This is a genomic window from Streptomyces odonnellii, from assembly GCF_000981895.1.
Taxonomy (GTDB): Bacteria; Actinomycetota; Actinomycetes; order Streptomycetales; family Streptomycetaceae; genus Streptomyces; species Streptomyces odonnellii.
Map to the genome: position 1 here is coordinate 1 of NZ_LATD01000059.1, position 14739 is coordinate 14739.

Genomic DNA, 14739 nt, shown 5'->3' on the forward strand with positions numbered 1-14739 from the left:
CCCCCGTATCCCTGCCCTGACCTCTGCCCGACCCGACTTTTCGTTCCCGCGTCCACGGAGAAGACATGCCGGAAGACAATCCACTGACCTTCGCCGGATCCGTCGATCTGGAGCTGCCCGAGTTCGACGAGCCGCCCGCCGACCCCGTCGCGCTGTTCCGCGACTGGTTCAAGACAGCGCAGGAGCTGGGGGTACGGGAACCGGGGGCGCTGGCGCTGGCCACCGCCGACAGCGCGGGCCGGGCGTCGAACCGTACCGTCCAGACCATCGCCCTCACCGCCGAGGGCCTGGTCTTCACCAGCCACGCCGGCAGCCCCAAGGGCCAGGACATCGTGGCCACCGGCTGGTCCTCGGGGGTCTGGTACTGGCGCGAGACCAGGCAGCAGATCGTCTTCACCGGGCCCACCACACGCCTCCCCGACAGCGAGTCCGACGCGCTGTGGAACGCCCGTCCCGCGGCCACCCACCCGATGTCGGCGGTGGCCCGGCAGAGCGAACCGCTGGAGGACGAGGAGGCGCTGCGGGAGCAGGCGCGGGTCCTCGCGGAGAGCGGGGAGAAGCTGCCGCGGCCGGAGGCCTGGGCCGGCTATCTGCTCAGGCCGTCCGCGGTGGAGTTCTGGCACGGCAGCGCGGACCGGCTGCACAGGCGCCTGCGGTACGACCGCAACGGCGACGGCTGGACGGCCGTGCGGCTGCAACCGTGACGTAGGGCCGCGACCGTGACCGTACGGCCTCGGGCGCGGCCGTACGGTTCCAGCCTGACCGTACGATCCGGCCGCGCCCGGCGGCGGTGACCGTACGGTACGGCTCTCGGCGCCGGCCGTACGGTCCGGCCGCGCCGCCGGTGTGCCGGGACCCCGTCCGGTGTCAGAGCTGGAACGTTCCCCGGGCGACGATGACGGCCGAGCCCGCCACCTCCACCTTCTCGACCCGCTCACCGGCACCCTCGGCGGTGGCGAGCATCGTGGAGGGGCGGCCCATCTCCACGCCCTGGCGGATCTCGATCCGCCGGCCGAACGGGACCAGCCCGTACCGCGCCAGATGGATGGCGAGCGGACCGGCGGCCGAGCCCGTGGCCGCGTCCTCGGCGACCCCGTACGCGGGCGAGAACATCCGCGCCCGCCACTGGGTCCCCTCGCCCGCGAAGCAGTTGGCCGCCATGTCCAAGTGCCGTGCCAGAGCCCGGAGATCGGGCGTCACCTCGGACAGCGCCGGCACACTCTCCAGCCCGACGAACACATGGCGCGGACCGTTGCGGTAGACCTCCACCGGCAGCACGGAGGACTTCACCCCGAGCGCGGCCAGCAGGTCCTCGGCCTCCTCGTACGGCTCCCAGACCGGGACGGGCTGCCGCATCCGCGCCGAGCGGATCGCACCGTCCGGGCCGCGCTCGAAGGTGAACGGGACCGTGCTGTGGGCCGTCTCCATCAGCAGCCGGTCGTCCCGGGTGGCGGCGCCCAGCACGATCGCGGTGCCCAGCGTCGGATGTCCGGCGAACGGCAGCTCGTTCACCGGAGTGAAGATACGCACCCGCACATCGCCGCCGTCCCGCGGCGGAAGAACGAAAGTCGTCTCCGAGAGATTCAACTCCCGGGCCAGACGCTGCATTTGAATGGCGGACAGGTCCGAGGCGTCCAGGAAGACGGCCACCGGATTTCCCGAAAGAGGCTTGTCGGTGAAAACATCGGCGACTACGTATTCATGCATTCCTGAAAATTATCGGGCGGCCGGGCGGGGCGGCAATGAATCCCCGGTGTCCAAGTGCGGGAGTTCGCCCGGGTGTCCAACGGAAGGGAATCCCCGGTTGGACACCGGGCGGCCCGTATAAGGTTTTCCGGACCGGCCGGGTGCGTTCCCGGCCCCGCCAGCCATCGTCTCCCGAGGAGTCCGCAATGGCCGAAGCCACCGTGAACACACCGGTGTCCGACGACGATACGGAACTCAGGCGCCGCAACCGGGCCGTGGTCGAGGATTACATGAGCAGGACCGGTGAAGGCCGTCTGACCCGCTATCAGCTCTTCACCGAGGAAGGCAGCGGCGGCCTTTACACCGCGGACACCGAGGAACCGATCGTCTCGCGCGGCCGTGACAAGCTGAAGGCGCACGGCGAATGGTCGCTCCAGTGCTTCCCCGACTGGGTCTGGTACAACGTGGAGATCTACGAGACACAGGATCCCAACCGGTTCTGGGTCGAGTGCGACGGCAAGGGCGCGATCCTCTTCCCCGGTTATCCGGCCGGGCACTACGAGAACCACTTCATCCACTCGTTCCTGCTGGACGACGGAAAGATCGTGCAGAACCGCGAGTTCATGAACCCGTACAACCAGCTCCGCGCGCTGGGCATAGACATTCCGGTGATCCAGCGGGGCGGCATTCCCACCTGAGCCCGTCACAACCCGGTTATCGCGACATCCTGGAGTGTGCACAGTGAAAGCCGACCTGAAGGCGGCCCAAGAAGTCATCGAGCTGATCACCGGGGGTTGGCGCGCCCAGGCCGTCCACACCGCCGCGAAGCTCGGCCTGCCCGACCACATCGAAGCCGGCCGTACCACCAGCGGTGAACTCGCCCGGGCGACCGGCGCCGAGGAGGAGGGCATCCGCCGTCTGATGCGTCTGCTGGTGGCGATGGGCGTGTTCGAGGGCGACCACCGGAGCGGGTATCTCAACACCCCGGTGTCCGAGGTGCTCATGGACCGGCCCGGGTCGATGCGGGACATGTGCCTGCTCTACGGCGAGGAGTTCTATACCGCCTGGGGCCGTGCCGCGGAGTGCTTCACCACCCTGACCGCGGGCTTCGAACTCGCCTACGGCGAGGCCCTGTACCCGTATCTCGACGGGCACAAGGACATGGCCGACCGGTTCCAGCGGACCATGAAGGCCGGCAATCTCTTCTTCGACTACGTCCCGGAGGTCTTCGACTTCTCCGGCGGCAAGACGATCGTCGACTGCGGCGGCGGCAACGGCCACCTGCTGTCGGTGCTCCTGCGGGCCGCCCCCGACGCCCGCGGCAAGCTGATCGACCGCGAGCACGTCATACCGATCGCGCGGGAGTACCTCTCCCGTGAGATCGGGCTGGACCGGGTCGAACTGCACGGCGGCGACATGTTCAAGGCCGTCCCCGAGGGCGGCGACGTGTATCTGTTCTGCCGGGTCCTCGCCGGATGGACGGACGACGACGCCGTCGAGGCCTTCCGGCTCTGCCGGGAGGCGATGACCGGTCCCGACGCCCGGCTGCTCGTCCTCGACCGGACCGTGACCGACGAGAACTCCACGGTGCTGCCCGCGCTGTGGGACCTGCATCTGCTGATGACCAACGGCGGCAGGCACCGCTCCGACGAGCTGTTCCGGTCCCTGCTCGACCGGGCCGGCTTCGACATCGAGCGGATCGCGACGCTCCCCATGGAGACCACCGCGCTGATCGCGGCCCCGCGCGCCTGACACCACAAGAGTCCCGCGTGCCCCATGCGACAAGGGCCGGCCGGAAACCCCGGCCGGCCCTTGTCGCGTCGGCGTCTAGGGCGTGTTTCGGAAGTAGCGTCGTCCGCCCGCAGGGCGGGCCTCGCGGCGTCCGGTGCGTGCAATCGCAAGGCGGAGGATCGCCCGCGTACTGGACGTACTCGGGCGACTCCGACAACACAGCGAGTGCGCGTGCCGGGCGTCGTGGGGCAGACGGGACTTTGAAGACACGCCCTAGCGGGCCGGGGCCGCCGGGAAGTGGCCCTCCGCCACGAAGAACTCCACGTACTTGTCGAAGAGTTCACCCGTCAGCGGCGGGCAGACGATCCCGGTGCCCGCCAGCGCCCGGTCCGTCTCGGCCGTGTCGATGGGCGGATAGAAGGCGTCCGTGTCCGTGGTCATCATCTCGAAGGCGTGGAGCAGCGGCAGCAGCGCGTTGTCGCGGTCCGAGCGCACCGCCTCGGTCCACTCCTCCCGCCCGGTGTCCCGGAGTTCGTACCCCAGACCGCGCAGCCGCTCCACACAGTCCGCCAGGCTCAGCGAGCTGCGGTTGAACAGGTGGAACGTGCCGCCCGCCGAGCCGGGATCGCGCGAGACCCCGAGGATCGCCGCGCTCACATAGTCCGCCGGCAGCAGATGGAAGCGCCCTCCCGTACCGGACGGCACGGCCCCCGACTGAAGCAGGCCCTTGAGCGTGAGCCATACGAAGTCGCGGGTCTGGCAGGCGCCGTTGACCTGGTCGCCGGAGATCACGTCGACCCGGTACACCGACACCGGAATGCCCCGCTCCCTGGCCAGGTCCAGCACCTGTTCGGCGACCCACTTGCTCTGGAGATAGCCGCTGGGCAGGGCTTCGGCCGGTCCCGTGGGATCGGTCACCTTCAGCGGAACGCCCGGTGTCACGGGCCCGTTGAACACGCCGACCGTGGAGACATAGTGGACCGGCACCGTACGGTGGCGCGCGGCCAGCCGCAGAATCTCCTCCGTACCGCCGACATTGGCCGCCTTCAGGGCCGGGTACGGATGCAGCCAGTGCACGGTCGCCCCGGCGTGGTAGACGACATCGACGGTAACGGCCAGGCCGTCGAAGGTGTCCTCGGCGAGACCGAACCGGGGCTCGGCCAGATCGCCCGCGAGGACGAAGAGCCGCTCCGGATCGATCTGGCCCCAGACCCGGTACCACTCCAGGCTCTCGCGCAGCCGCTCGTACGCGGCGGAGTCGTCGGCGCCCCGGACCAGGCAGTGGATCCGGGCGGTGGTGGTACGCATCAGATCCCGCAGCAGGAAGGCGCCGAGGAATCCGCTGGCGCCGGTGAGCAGTACGTCGCGCGGATCGACGGCGGTACGCACGACCTCGCCGGCGGGGCGGATGTCGTCCGCGAGCTGGATGTCCGCCGCGTAGTCCACGGTGCCGGAGGCTTCCGTGTCCGCGGCCCCGGAGCCGCTGGCCCCGGTGAGCCGGGTCAGCAGATACGCGGCCAGCGTGTCCGGGTCCGGGTGGTCGAAGACCAGGGTCGCGGGCAGCTTCAGACCGGTGCGGGCGGCGAGCCGGTTGCGCAGCTCCACCGAGGTCAGCGAGTCGAGACCGAGCTGCTGGAACGGGCGGCGCGCGTCGATGCCCCGGCTGCCGGAGTGCCCGAGCGCCCCGGCGATCTCGTCGAGCACCGCGTCCCTGACGGCCTCGTGCCGCCGCTCCTCGTCGAGCCCGGCGAGCTGCTCGGCGAGCGTGGTGGTCTCGGCGGCCTCGTCCCGTACGGTCTCCCGCGCGGGGCGCCGTACGAGCGAGGTGAACACCGGGGAGATACGCGGCTGTTCGCGCAGCGCGCCGAAGTCGAGCGGGGTCGCCACGGCGTCGGGGCGGCCCGCGCGGAGCGCCAGATCCAGCAGGGCCGGGCCCTGGGCGGTCGGTACCGGCAGCAGGCCGCTGCGGGCGATCCGCTTCAGGTCGGTCTCGCTGAGCCCGCCGGTCAGCCCGGTCGCCTCGGCCCACAGACCCCAGGCGATCGAGGTGGCGGCCAGACCGGAGGCCGCGCGGTGCTGGGCGAGGGCGTCCAGGGAGGCGTTGGCGGCCGCGTAGTTGGACTGGCCGGGACCGCCCACCAGCGCGGCGACCGAGGAGAACAGCACGAACGCGGTGAGGTCGAGCCCGCGGGTGAGGTCGTGCAGATGCCAGGCCGCGTCCGCCTTCGGGGTGAGCACCGCCGTCAGCCGTTCGGGCGTCATCGCGGGGACGAGCCCGTCGTCCAGGATGCCCGCAGTGTGCACGATCCCGGTGAGGGGGTGGTCGGCGGGGATTCCGGCGATCAGGGCGGCGAGATCGTCCCGGTCGGAGACATCGCAGCTCCGGATGGTGACGGTGGCGCCCAGCCCGGTGAGTTCGCTCGCCAACTCGGCTGCTCCTGCGGCCTGTTCGCCACGGCGGCTGACCAGCAGGAGATGGCGGACACCGTACGAGGTGACGAGATGGCGGGCGAAGAGCGAGCCCAGGGAGCCGGTGCCGCCGGTGATCAGGACCGTGCCTTGGGGGTCAAACGCGGGCGCCTCGGCCGTGGTTCCGGGACGCCGGGTGCGGGACAGCCGGGGTACGGTCACGACGCCCCCGCGGATCGCGGACTGGGGCTCGCCGGAGGCGGCGACCGCGGCGATCAGCGCCGGGTCGGTCCCGGGCTCCGCGTCGACGAGGACGATACGGCCCGGCGCCTCGGACTGCGCGGACCGCAGCAGACCCCAGGCCGCGGCGGCGCCCGGATCGCTGATCGGCTCACCGGGCCCGGTGCTCACGGCGCCCGAGGTCACGACGGTCAACGGGGTGTCGGTGTTCTCCTCGTCGGCCAGCCGGTGCTGGGCGAGTTCGAGCGCACGGCGGGTGGTGGCGTGCAGCGACGCAACGGGGTCGGCGGCGTCGGCGGAGCGCAGACGCTCGACGACGGTGTCGGTGGCCGGGGCGTCGGACAGGGCGAGACGGTACGGCGTCCAGTCGAGGTGGAAGAGCGCCTCGTGGTCACGGGCCGCGCCCGCCGCGAGAGCCGGCAGATCGAGGGGCTGTACGGTGACGGCCGCGATGTCCGCCACGGGCTGCCCGGCGGGGGTGGCCAGCCGAACCGCCACGGTGCCGTCGTCGCACGGAGTGAGACGGACGCGCAGGCCGGTCGCTCCGGCCGCGTACAGCCGTACCCCCTGCCAGGCGGTGACGGTCGCGGGCCCGGCGTCCGTGAGCAGCGGGAGCAGGGCCGCGTCGAGCAGCACCGGGTGCAGTCCGTACGGGCCCGGCTCGGCCCGCGCCCCCTCCGGCAGCCGCACCTCGGCGAACAGCTCGCGCCCCCGCCGCCAGAGCCCGGTCAGCGCCCGGACCTCCGGCCCGTACACCACCCCGGTCCCGGCCGACCGCTCGTAGACGGCTTCCGGAGCGGTCTCGGCAGCGTCGGCGGGCGGCCACTGGTCCAGGCCCGGCGACGGCGTTCCCGGTACGGCCCCGAGCACCCCATGGGCATGCGCGGTCCACGGCACCTCGGCGTCGTCGGGGCGCGAGTGGAAGGTGATCTCGCGCCGCCCGTCGGCGTCCGGGGCACCGAGCCGGACCTGAAGGTGGATACCGCCCTCGGCGGGCAGTACCACCGGCTCGGCGACGAGCAGCTCGTCCAGGGAGCCGCAGCCGGCCTCGTCCCCGGCCCGTACCGCCAGCTCCACCAACGCGGATTCGGGCAGCACCGCGACCCCGCCCCGGGTCTGCCCGGCCAGCCAGGGCGGCGCCGTGCTCCGGGACAGCCGGCTGGTGAACACCGTCTCGTCGCTGCCGCCCAGCCGCAGCGCGGCCCCGAGCAGCGGATGCCCCGCCGGTACGAGCCCCAGCCCGGCGGCGTCCGCCGGCGCCCCGGCCGGCTCCACCCAGTACCGCTCGTGCTGGAAGGCATAGGTGGGCAGGGCGACGCGCCGGGCGCCGGTCCCCGCGAAATAGGCCGCCCAGTCCGGCCGTACCCCCGCGCAGTGCAGCCGGCCGAGCGCGCCGGCCAGGGTCTCCGCCTCCGGGCGGCCGCGGCGCAGCAGGGCGGCGGTGGTGACCCCGCCCCGCCCGCTGTCGAACACATTCTGGGCGAGGGCGCTGAGGACGGCGTCGGGTCCCAGCTCGACACAGACCGTCACACCGCGTTCCTGGAGGGTCTGGAGTGCGTTGTGGTAGCGGACGGCGTGGCGGACTTGGTTGGTCCAGTAGTCGGGGGTGCGGAGGTCGTCTCCGGTGGCGAGGTGTCCGGTGAGGGTGGAGATGACGGGGATGGTGGGTTCGGCGTAGGTGAGTTGTTTGGCGGTGGTGCGGAAGTCGTCGAGCATGCCGTCCATGTGGGGCGAGTGGAAGGCGTGGGAGACGGGCAGACGGCTGGTCTTCCTGCCCGCTTCACGCAGCCGCGCGGCCACCTCCTCGGCCGCCTCGGCGTCGCCGGAGATCACCACGGCGGTGGGGCCGTTGACGGCGGCGATGCCGATTTCGGCCTCGCGGCCCTTGAGCAGGGGGCGGACCTCGTCCTCGGACGCCTGGATGGCGATCATGGCTCCGCCGGGGGGCATGGTCTGCATGAGGCGGGCGCGTGCGGTGACGAGTCGGGTGGCGTCGGGGAGGGTGAGGATGCCGGCGATGTGGGCGGCGGAGAGTTCGCCGATGGAGTGTCCGGTGAGGTAGTCCGGGGTGATGCTCCAGCTTTCGACGAGCCGGTAGAGGGCGACTTCGAGGGCGAAGAGGGCGGGTTGCGTATAGGCGGTGTCGTCCAGTCCTTCACCGGTCGTGATGACGTCGCGCAGGGGGCGTTCGAGGTGTGGGTCGAAGTGGGCGCAGATGGTGTCGAAGGCTTCGGCGAAGGCGGGGTGGGCGGCGTACAGTTCCATGCCCATACCGATGCGCTGCGCGCCCTGACCCGTGAAGAGGAAGCCCACTCGGCCCGGGGTGCGCGCGATCGTGAGCGGCGTTCCTTCGGTCAACGCCCTTATGCCGTCCAGGAGTTCATCGCGATCCGTGCCCACCGCGACCGCGCCGTGGTCGAGTGTGGTGCGGGTGAGGGCGAGGGAGTACGCGATGTCCCGCGCGGTCAGCGACGGGTCGGCCTCGGCGTGCGCCAGCAGTCTGCGTGCCTGGTCGGCCAGGGCCTCGGGAGTCTTGGCGGAGAGAATCCAGGGGACCACCCCGGCCGGGCGGCGCTCGGCCTCGGCCGCCGGCTCCTCGGCCGGCGCCTCCTCCACGATCACATGCGCGTTCGTCCCGCTCACCCCGAACGCGGACACGGCGGCGCGCCGGGGCGCGTCCTCCCGTACCGGCCAAGGACGCTCCTCGGTCAGCAGCTCCACCGCGCCCGAGGACCAGTCGACCATCGGGGTCGGCTCATCGACATGCAGGGTCTTGGGCAGGACCCCGTGGCGCAGCGCCTGCACCATCTTGATGACGCCGCCGACCCCGGCCGCCGCGACCGTATGCCCGATGTTGGACTTCAACGAGCCGAGCAGCAGGGGCCGTTCGGCCGGGCGGTGCTGACCGTAGGTGGCCAGGATCGCCTGTGCCTCGATGGGGTCGCCGAGGCGGGTGCCGGTGCCATGGGCCTCGACCACGTCCACATCGGCGGCGGTGAGGCGGGCGTTGGCGAGTGCCTGGCGGATGACCCGTTCCTGGGAAGGGCCGTTGGGGGCGGTGAGGCCGTTGCTGGCGCCGTCCTGGTTGACCGCGCTGCCGCGTACGACCGCCAGCACCCGGTGCCCGTTCTTCTTCGCGTCCGACAGCCGCTCGACGACGAGGATGCCCACGCCCTCCGACCACGACGTACCGTCGGCCGCCGCCGCGAAGGACTTGATGCGCCCGTCGGGGGCGAGGCCCTTCTGCCGGGAGAAGTCGACGAAACCGCCGGGAGTGGCGGTGACGGTGGCGCCGCCCGCCAGTGCCAGCGCCGATTCCCCGCTCCGTACCGACTGCGCCGCGAGATGCAGCGCCACCAGCGACGACGAGCAGGCGGTGTCGACCGACACGGCCGGGCCCTCAAGGCCCAGGGTGTAGGCGATCCGTCCGGAGGCCACACTGCTCAGCCGGCCGGTCATCAGATGGCCCTCGAGCTCCTCGGGCCCCTCAAGACCGAGATAGCTCTGCTCCACCACCCCCGCGAACACCCCGGTGCTGGAGCCCTTGAGCGACGCCGGATCGATCCCGGCGTCCTCCAGCGCCTCCCACGCGGTCTCCAGGAGCACCCGCTGCTGCGGGTCCATCGCCCGTGCCTCGCGGGGCGACACCCCGAAGAACCCCGCGTCGAACAGGGCGGCCCCGTCGAGGAATCCGCCCTCCTTCGTGTACGAGGTGCCGGGCGCGTCGGCGTCGGGGGAGTAGAGCCGTTCGAGGTCCCAGCCCCGGTCGGCGGGGAACTCGCTGATGCCGTCGGTGCCTTCGGCCACCAGCCGCCAGAGACCGTCGGGCGAGGTGACCCCGCCGGGGAACCGGCAGGCCATCCCGACGATGGCGACCGGCTCCTCACCGGCGTTCTCCAGCTCGTTGATCCGCTCACGGGCCTTCTGCAGATCCGCAGTGACCCACTTCAGATAGTCGACCAGCTTCTGCTCTTTGGACGGGTCAGCGGACATGCGGGATCAGTCTCTCCTTGTCGGTGTCGGTCTCTTGCCGGTCGGACGCGGGGCGCTCCGGCCGGCCGGTGGTGTCAGCCCGAGCTCCGGCCGAGCTGGTTGTCGATGAAGTCGAAGATGTCGTCGGTCGACGCGGCCGCGAACGGCTCGCCGGGCTCCTCGCCACCGGGATCCGGTGTCTTGGCGTTGAGCTTCCCCAGCAGCGAATGCAGGCGTACGGAGACGGTGGGGCGGGACTCGTCCTCGGGGGCCAGAGTGGCCAACGCGGCCTCCAGCCGGTCCAGTTCGGCCAGGACGGCCTTCGCCGGGTCTTCGGCGGCGGGTGCCGCCCGGGTGAGCAGGAACGCGGCGAGCGCCGCCGGGGTCGGGTGGTCGAAGACCAGGGTGGCGGGCAGGGTGAGACCGGCGGCGGCGCCGAGCCGGTTGCGCAGCTCCACGGCCGTCAGCGAGTTGAAGCCGAGTTCCTGGAAGGGCCGGTCGGGTGTGACGGCCTCCGCCGAGGCATGGCCCAGTACGGAGGCGACCTCCTCGCTGACCAGGGTCAGCACATACCGCTCCCGCTCCGGTCCCGGCAGTTCCGCCAGCCGTTCGGTGAGGGCGGCGTGGCCGGCGGCGCCGTCCGGTGCCGTCGGCCGGGCGGGGCCCCGGGCGCCCACCGCTCCCGCCACGCTGGCGATCACCGCCGGCTGTCCCGACGCCAGGGCGCGGTCGAGCAGGGCGAGGCCCTCGCTGTCGGTGACGGCCCGGAAGCCGTCCCGCGCGAACCGGCTCAGCTCCGTCTCGTCGAGATGCGCGTTGATCCCTCCGGACCGCCACAGCCCCCAGGCGACGGAAGTGGCGGGCAGGCCCTCGGCGGCCCGCCGCTCGGCGAGCGCGTCGAGACAGGCGTTCGCGGCCGCGTAGTTGGACTGGCCGGGCGCGCCGAACACCCCGGCGGCCGACGAGAACAGCACAAACGCGCCGAGGTCCAGGTCCCGGGTCAGTTCGTCGAGATGCCGGGCCCCGTCCGCCTTCGGCGCGAGTACCGCGGCGAGCCGCTCGGACGTCATCCCGGAGACAAGGCCGTTGTCGAGGACGCCCGCGGTGTGGACGACTGCGGTGAGCGGGTGCTCCTCCGGTACGGTGCCGAGCAGCGCGGCGAGCTGTTCCCGGTCGGCGGCGTCGCAGGCCGCGACCGTGACCGAGGCGCCGAGTCCCGACAGCTCGGACACCAACTCCTCGGCTCCTGGGGCCTGTTCTCCCCGACGGTTCGTCAGCAGCAGATGGCGCACACCGTGCGCGGTCACCAGATGGCGGGCCACCAGCGAGCCCAGGGTGCCGGTGCCGCCGGTGATCAGGACCGTACCCCCGGCATCGAGCGCCGCGGGAGAGCGGTGCCCCTGTACGGGCCGGATCCGGGGCGCGAGCACCCCTTCGGGACGTACGGCCGTACGGGCTTCGCCCGAGGCGACGACGGAGTCGAGGACGACGGGGTCCACGGCCGAGGCGGCGTCGACCAGGACGATCCGGCCCGGTGCCTCGGACTGCGCCGAGCTGAGCAGCCCCCACGCCCCGGCGGTGTACGGGTCGGGGGCCTCGCCGGCCGGCACCGCGCCGCTGGTGAGCACGACCAGGGGAACACCCGGCAGCCGGTCCTCCGCCAGCCATTCCTGGGCGAGAGCGAGCGCTTGGTGCGGTGCCCGGGCCGACGCGGTGAGGCGGTGGAGCACGGCGGTCGGCCGCGCGCCGCCCTCGGCCTCGGCCTGCGCGGCGAGGTCCGCGACCCGTGCGAAACGGGGCGCGTCGAGCGGTGCGTCCTGCGGTGCTTCCTGTGACACGTTGTGCGGTGTGTCCAGCCGTGTGCCCTGCGGTCCGTTGTGCGGTGTGTCCTGCGGTGTGTCCGGCCACTCCCGTGCCAGTACGGCCCAGCGCACCGGCTCAGCGGGCTCCGGCAGTTCGAGTGGCTCCCAGGCACGCTGGACGAGCCCGGTCCCCTCGGCGGTGCCGGGCTCCGGGACTTCGGGCGCGAGCCAGAAGCGTTCGGACTGGAAGGCATAGGTGGGCAGGGCGACGCGCCGGGCACCGGTGCCCGCGAAGGACCGCTCCCAGTCCACCCGTACCCCGTTGAGGTGCAGTGTGCCGATCGCGTTCACCAGGGTCCGGCCCTCCGGCTGTCCCCGGCGCAGCGCCGGTACGGCCGTCAGCGCCTCGGGCCGGTCCGCGCCCGCCGCCGCGAGAGCCGTGAGGACGCCGTCCGGGCCCAGCTCCAGCAGGGTGGTGACGCCCTGCGACTCCAGGGTCTGGAGTGCGTTGTGGTAGCGGACGGCGTGGCGGACTTGGTTGGTCCAGTAGTCGGGGGTGCGGAGGTCGTCTCCGGTGGCGAGGTGTCCGGTGAGGGTGGAGATGACGGGGATGGTTGGTTCGGCGTAGGTGAGTTGTTTGGCGGTGGTGCGGAAGTCGTCGAGCATGCCGTCCATATGGGGCGAGTGAAAGGCGTGCGACACCGTGAGCCGCCGGGTGCGGTACCCCTGCTCCTTGAGCCGCGCCTCGATCTCCGTCGCCGCCTCGACATCGCCCGAGATCACCACGGAGGCAGGGCCGTTGACGGCCGCGACACCGATTTCGGTCTCCCGTCCTTCGAGCAGCGGCCGTACCGCTGCCTCCGGAGCCTGGATGGCGATCATGGCTCCGCCGGGGGGCATGGTCTGCATGAGGCGGGCGCGTGCGGTGACGAGTCGGGTGGCGTCGGGGAGGGTGAGGATTCCGGCGATGTGGGCGGCGGAGAGTTCGCCGATGGAGTGTCCGGTGAGGTAGTCCGGGGTGATGCCCCAGCTTTCGACGAGCCGGTAGAGGGCGACTTCCAGGGCGAACAGCGCCGGTTGCGTATAGGCGGTGTCGTCCAGTCCTTCACCGGTCGTGATGACGTCGCGCAGGGGGCGTTCGAGGTGGGGGTCGAAGTGGGCGCAGTTGGTGTCGAAGGCTTCGGCGAAGGCGGGGTGGGCGGCGTAGAGTTCCATGCCCATACCGATGCGCTGCGCGCCCTGACCGGTGAAGAGGAAGGCGAGCCGCCCCGGAGTGCGGCCACCGGTCGTCGGTGCTCCCTCCGCCAACGACCGTAGCCCCGCCAGGAGTTCATCGCGGTCCGCGCCGACGGTCACCGCGCCGTGGTCGAGTGTGGTGCGGGTGAGGGCGAGGGAGTACGCGATGTCCCGCGCGGTCAGCGACGGGTCGGCCTCGGCATGCGCCAGCAGTCTGCGTGCCTGGTCGGCCAGGGCTTGAGGAGTCCTGGCGGAGAGGATCCAGGGGACCACCCCGGCCGGGCGGCGCTCGGCCTCGGCCGCCGGCTCCTCGGCCGGGGCCTCCTCCACGATCACATGCGCGTTCGTCCCGCCGAAACCGAAGGACGAGACCCCGGCGCGGCGCGCGCGGCCCGTCTCCGGCCAGTCGGTCGCCTCGGTCAGCAGCTCCACCGCACCGGAGTCCCAGTCGACCATGGGCGTCGGATCGTCCGCGTACAACGACTTGGGCAGCACGCCGTTCCGTATGGCCTGCACCATCTTGATGACTCCGCCGACCCCGGCGGCTGCCTGGGCGTGTCCGATGTTGGACTTCAACGAGCCGAGCAGCAGCGGTCGTTCGGCGGGCCGGTCCTGTCCGTAGGTGGCGAGCAGGGCCTGTGCCTCGATGGGGTCGCCGAGGCGCGTTCCGGTGCCGTGCGCCTCCACCGCGTCCACATCGGCCGCGGTCAGCCGGGCGTTGGCGAGTGCCTGCCGGATCACGCGCTCCTGCGCCGGACCGTTGGGGGCGGTCAGTCCGTTGCTGGCGCCGTCCTGGTTGACCGCGCTGCCGCGTACGACCGCCAGCACCCGGTGCCCGTTCCTCCGGGCGTCCGAGAGCCGCTCGACGAGCAGCAGCCCGACACCCTCCGACCAGCCGGTGCCGTCCGCGCCGGCCGCGAACGAACGGCACCGCCCGTCCGCCGCCAGCCCGCGCAGCCGCGAGAACTCCACGAACGCGACCGGCGTCGACATCACCGTGGCGCCCCCGGCCAGCGCCAGATCGCACTCGCCGTTCCGCAGCGCGTTCGCCGCGAGATGCAGGGCGACCAGCGAGGACGAGCAGGCGGTGTCGACCGTGACCGCCGGACCCTCGAAACCGTAGGTGTACGAGAGCCGCCCCGAGGCCACACTGCCCGCGCTGCCGCTGAACAGATACCCCTCGAAACCGTCGGCCGGAAGATGGGGCCGGGAGCCGTAGTCGTTGTACATCACCCCGGTGAACACACCCGTACGGGAGCCGCGCAGCGCGGCCGGATCGACGCCCGCGCTCTCCAGCGCCTCCCACGCCGTCTGGAGCAGCAGCCGCTGCTGCGGGTCGGTCGCCAGGGCCTCGCGCGGGGACATCTCGAAGAACTCCGCGTCGAAGCCGTCCGCGTCGTGCAGGAAACCGCCCTCGCGCCCGTACGACGTACCGGCGTGGTCCGGGTCCGGGTCGTACAGCCGCTCCACGTCCCAGCCGCGGTTGTCCGGGAACTCGCTGATGGCGTCGGTGCCTTCGGCCACCAGCCGCCACAGTTCCTCGGGGGAGGCCACACCGCCCGGATAGCGGCAGGCCATGCCCACGATCGCGATCGGCTCGTGGTGCCTGTCCTCGGCCTCGCGCAACTGTCTGCGCGCGTCACGGGCATCCGCGATGGCCTTC

Annotated in this window: 5 protein-coding genes and 1 pseudogene; 3 read left to right on the forward strand and 3 right to left on the reverse strand. The window is 72.1% G+C overall.

Features of this window, described 5'->3' with window-relative positions:
• Positions 1-65: 65 nt before the first annotated feature.
• Complete coding sequence (gene phzG / locus WH07_RS07575) at positions 66-704, forward strand: phenazine biosynthesis FMN-dependent oxidase PhzG (protein WP_046496875.1); 639 nt, start codon at positions 66-68, stop codon at positions 702-704.
• Between the two features lie 163 nt (positions 705-867).
• Here the strand turns inward: phzG and WH07_RS07580 are convergent, their stop codons facing one another.
• Positions 868-1707, reverse strand: coding sequence for a PhzF family phenazine biosynthesis protein (locus WH07_RS07580; protein ID WP_046496877.1), 840 nt, complete (start codon positions 1705-1707; stop codon positions 868-870).
• 185 nt (positions 1708-1892) lie between these two features.
• On the opposite strand from WH07_RS07580, the gene WH07_RS07585 reads away from it, so the two are divergent.
• Entirely contained in the window at positions 1893-2384 is a 492-nt protein-coding gene (locus WH07_RS07585; protein WP_046496882.1) for a PhzA/PhzB family protein, read from the forward strand.
• Between the two features lie 43 nt (positions 2385-2427).
• Positions 2428-3438: a methyltransferase gene (locus WH07_RS07590; protein ID WP_046496886.1), complete on the forward strand. Its 1011-nt coding sequence runs from the start codon at positions 2428-2430 to the stop codon at positions 3436-3438.
• 252 nt (positions 3439-3690) lie between these two features.
• On the opposite strand, the gene WH07_RS07595 is transcribed toward WH07_RS07590, so the two are convergent.
• Together WH07_RS07595 and WH07_RS41715 are read right to left on the reverse strand one after the other, a co-directional pair.
• On the reverse strand, positions 3691-10059 hold the full coding sequence (locus WH07_RS07595; protein WP_046496888.1) for a type I polyketide synthase: 6369 nt from the start codon (positions 10057-10059) through the stop codon (positions 3691-3693).
• 74 nt (positions 10060-10133) lie between these two features.
• Positions 10134-14729 (reverse strand): annotated as a pseudogene (locus tag WH07_RS41715) (type I polyketide synthase); the annotation flags it as partial.
• Positions 14730-14739: the final 10 nt, after the last annotated feature.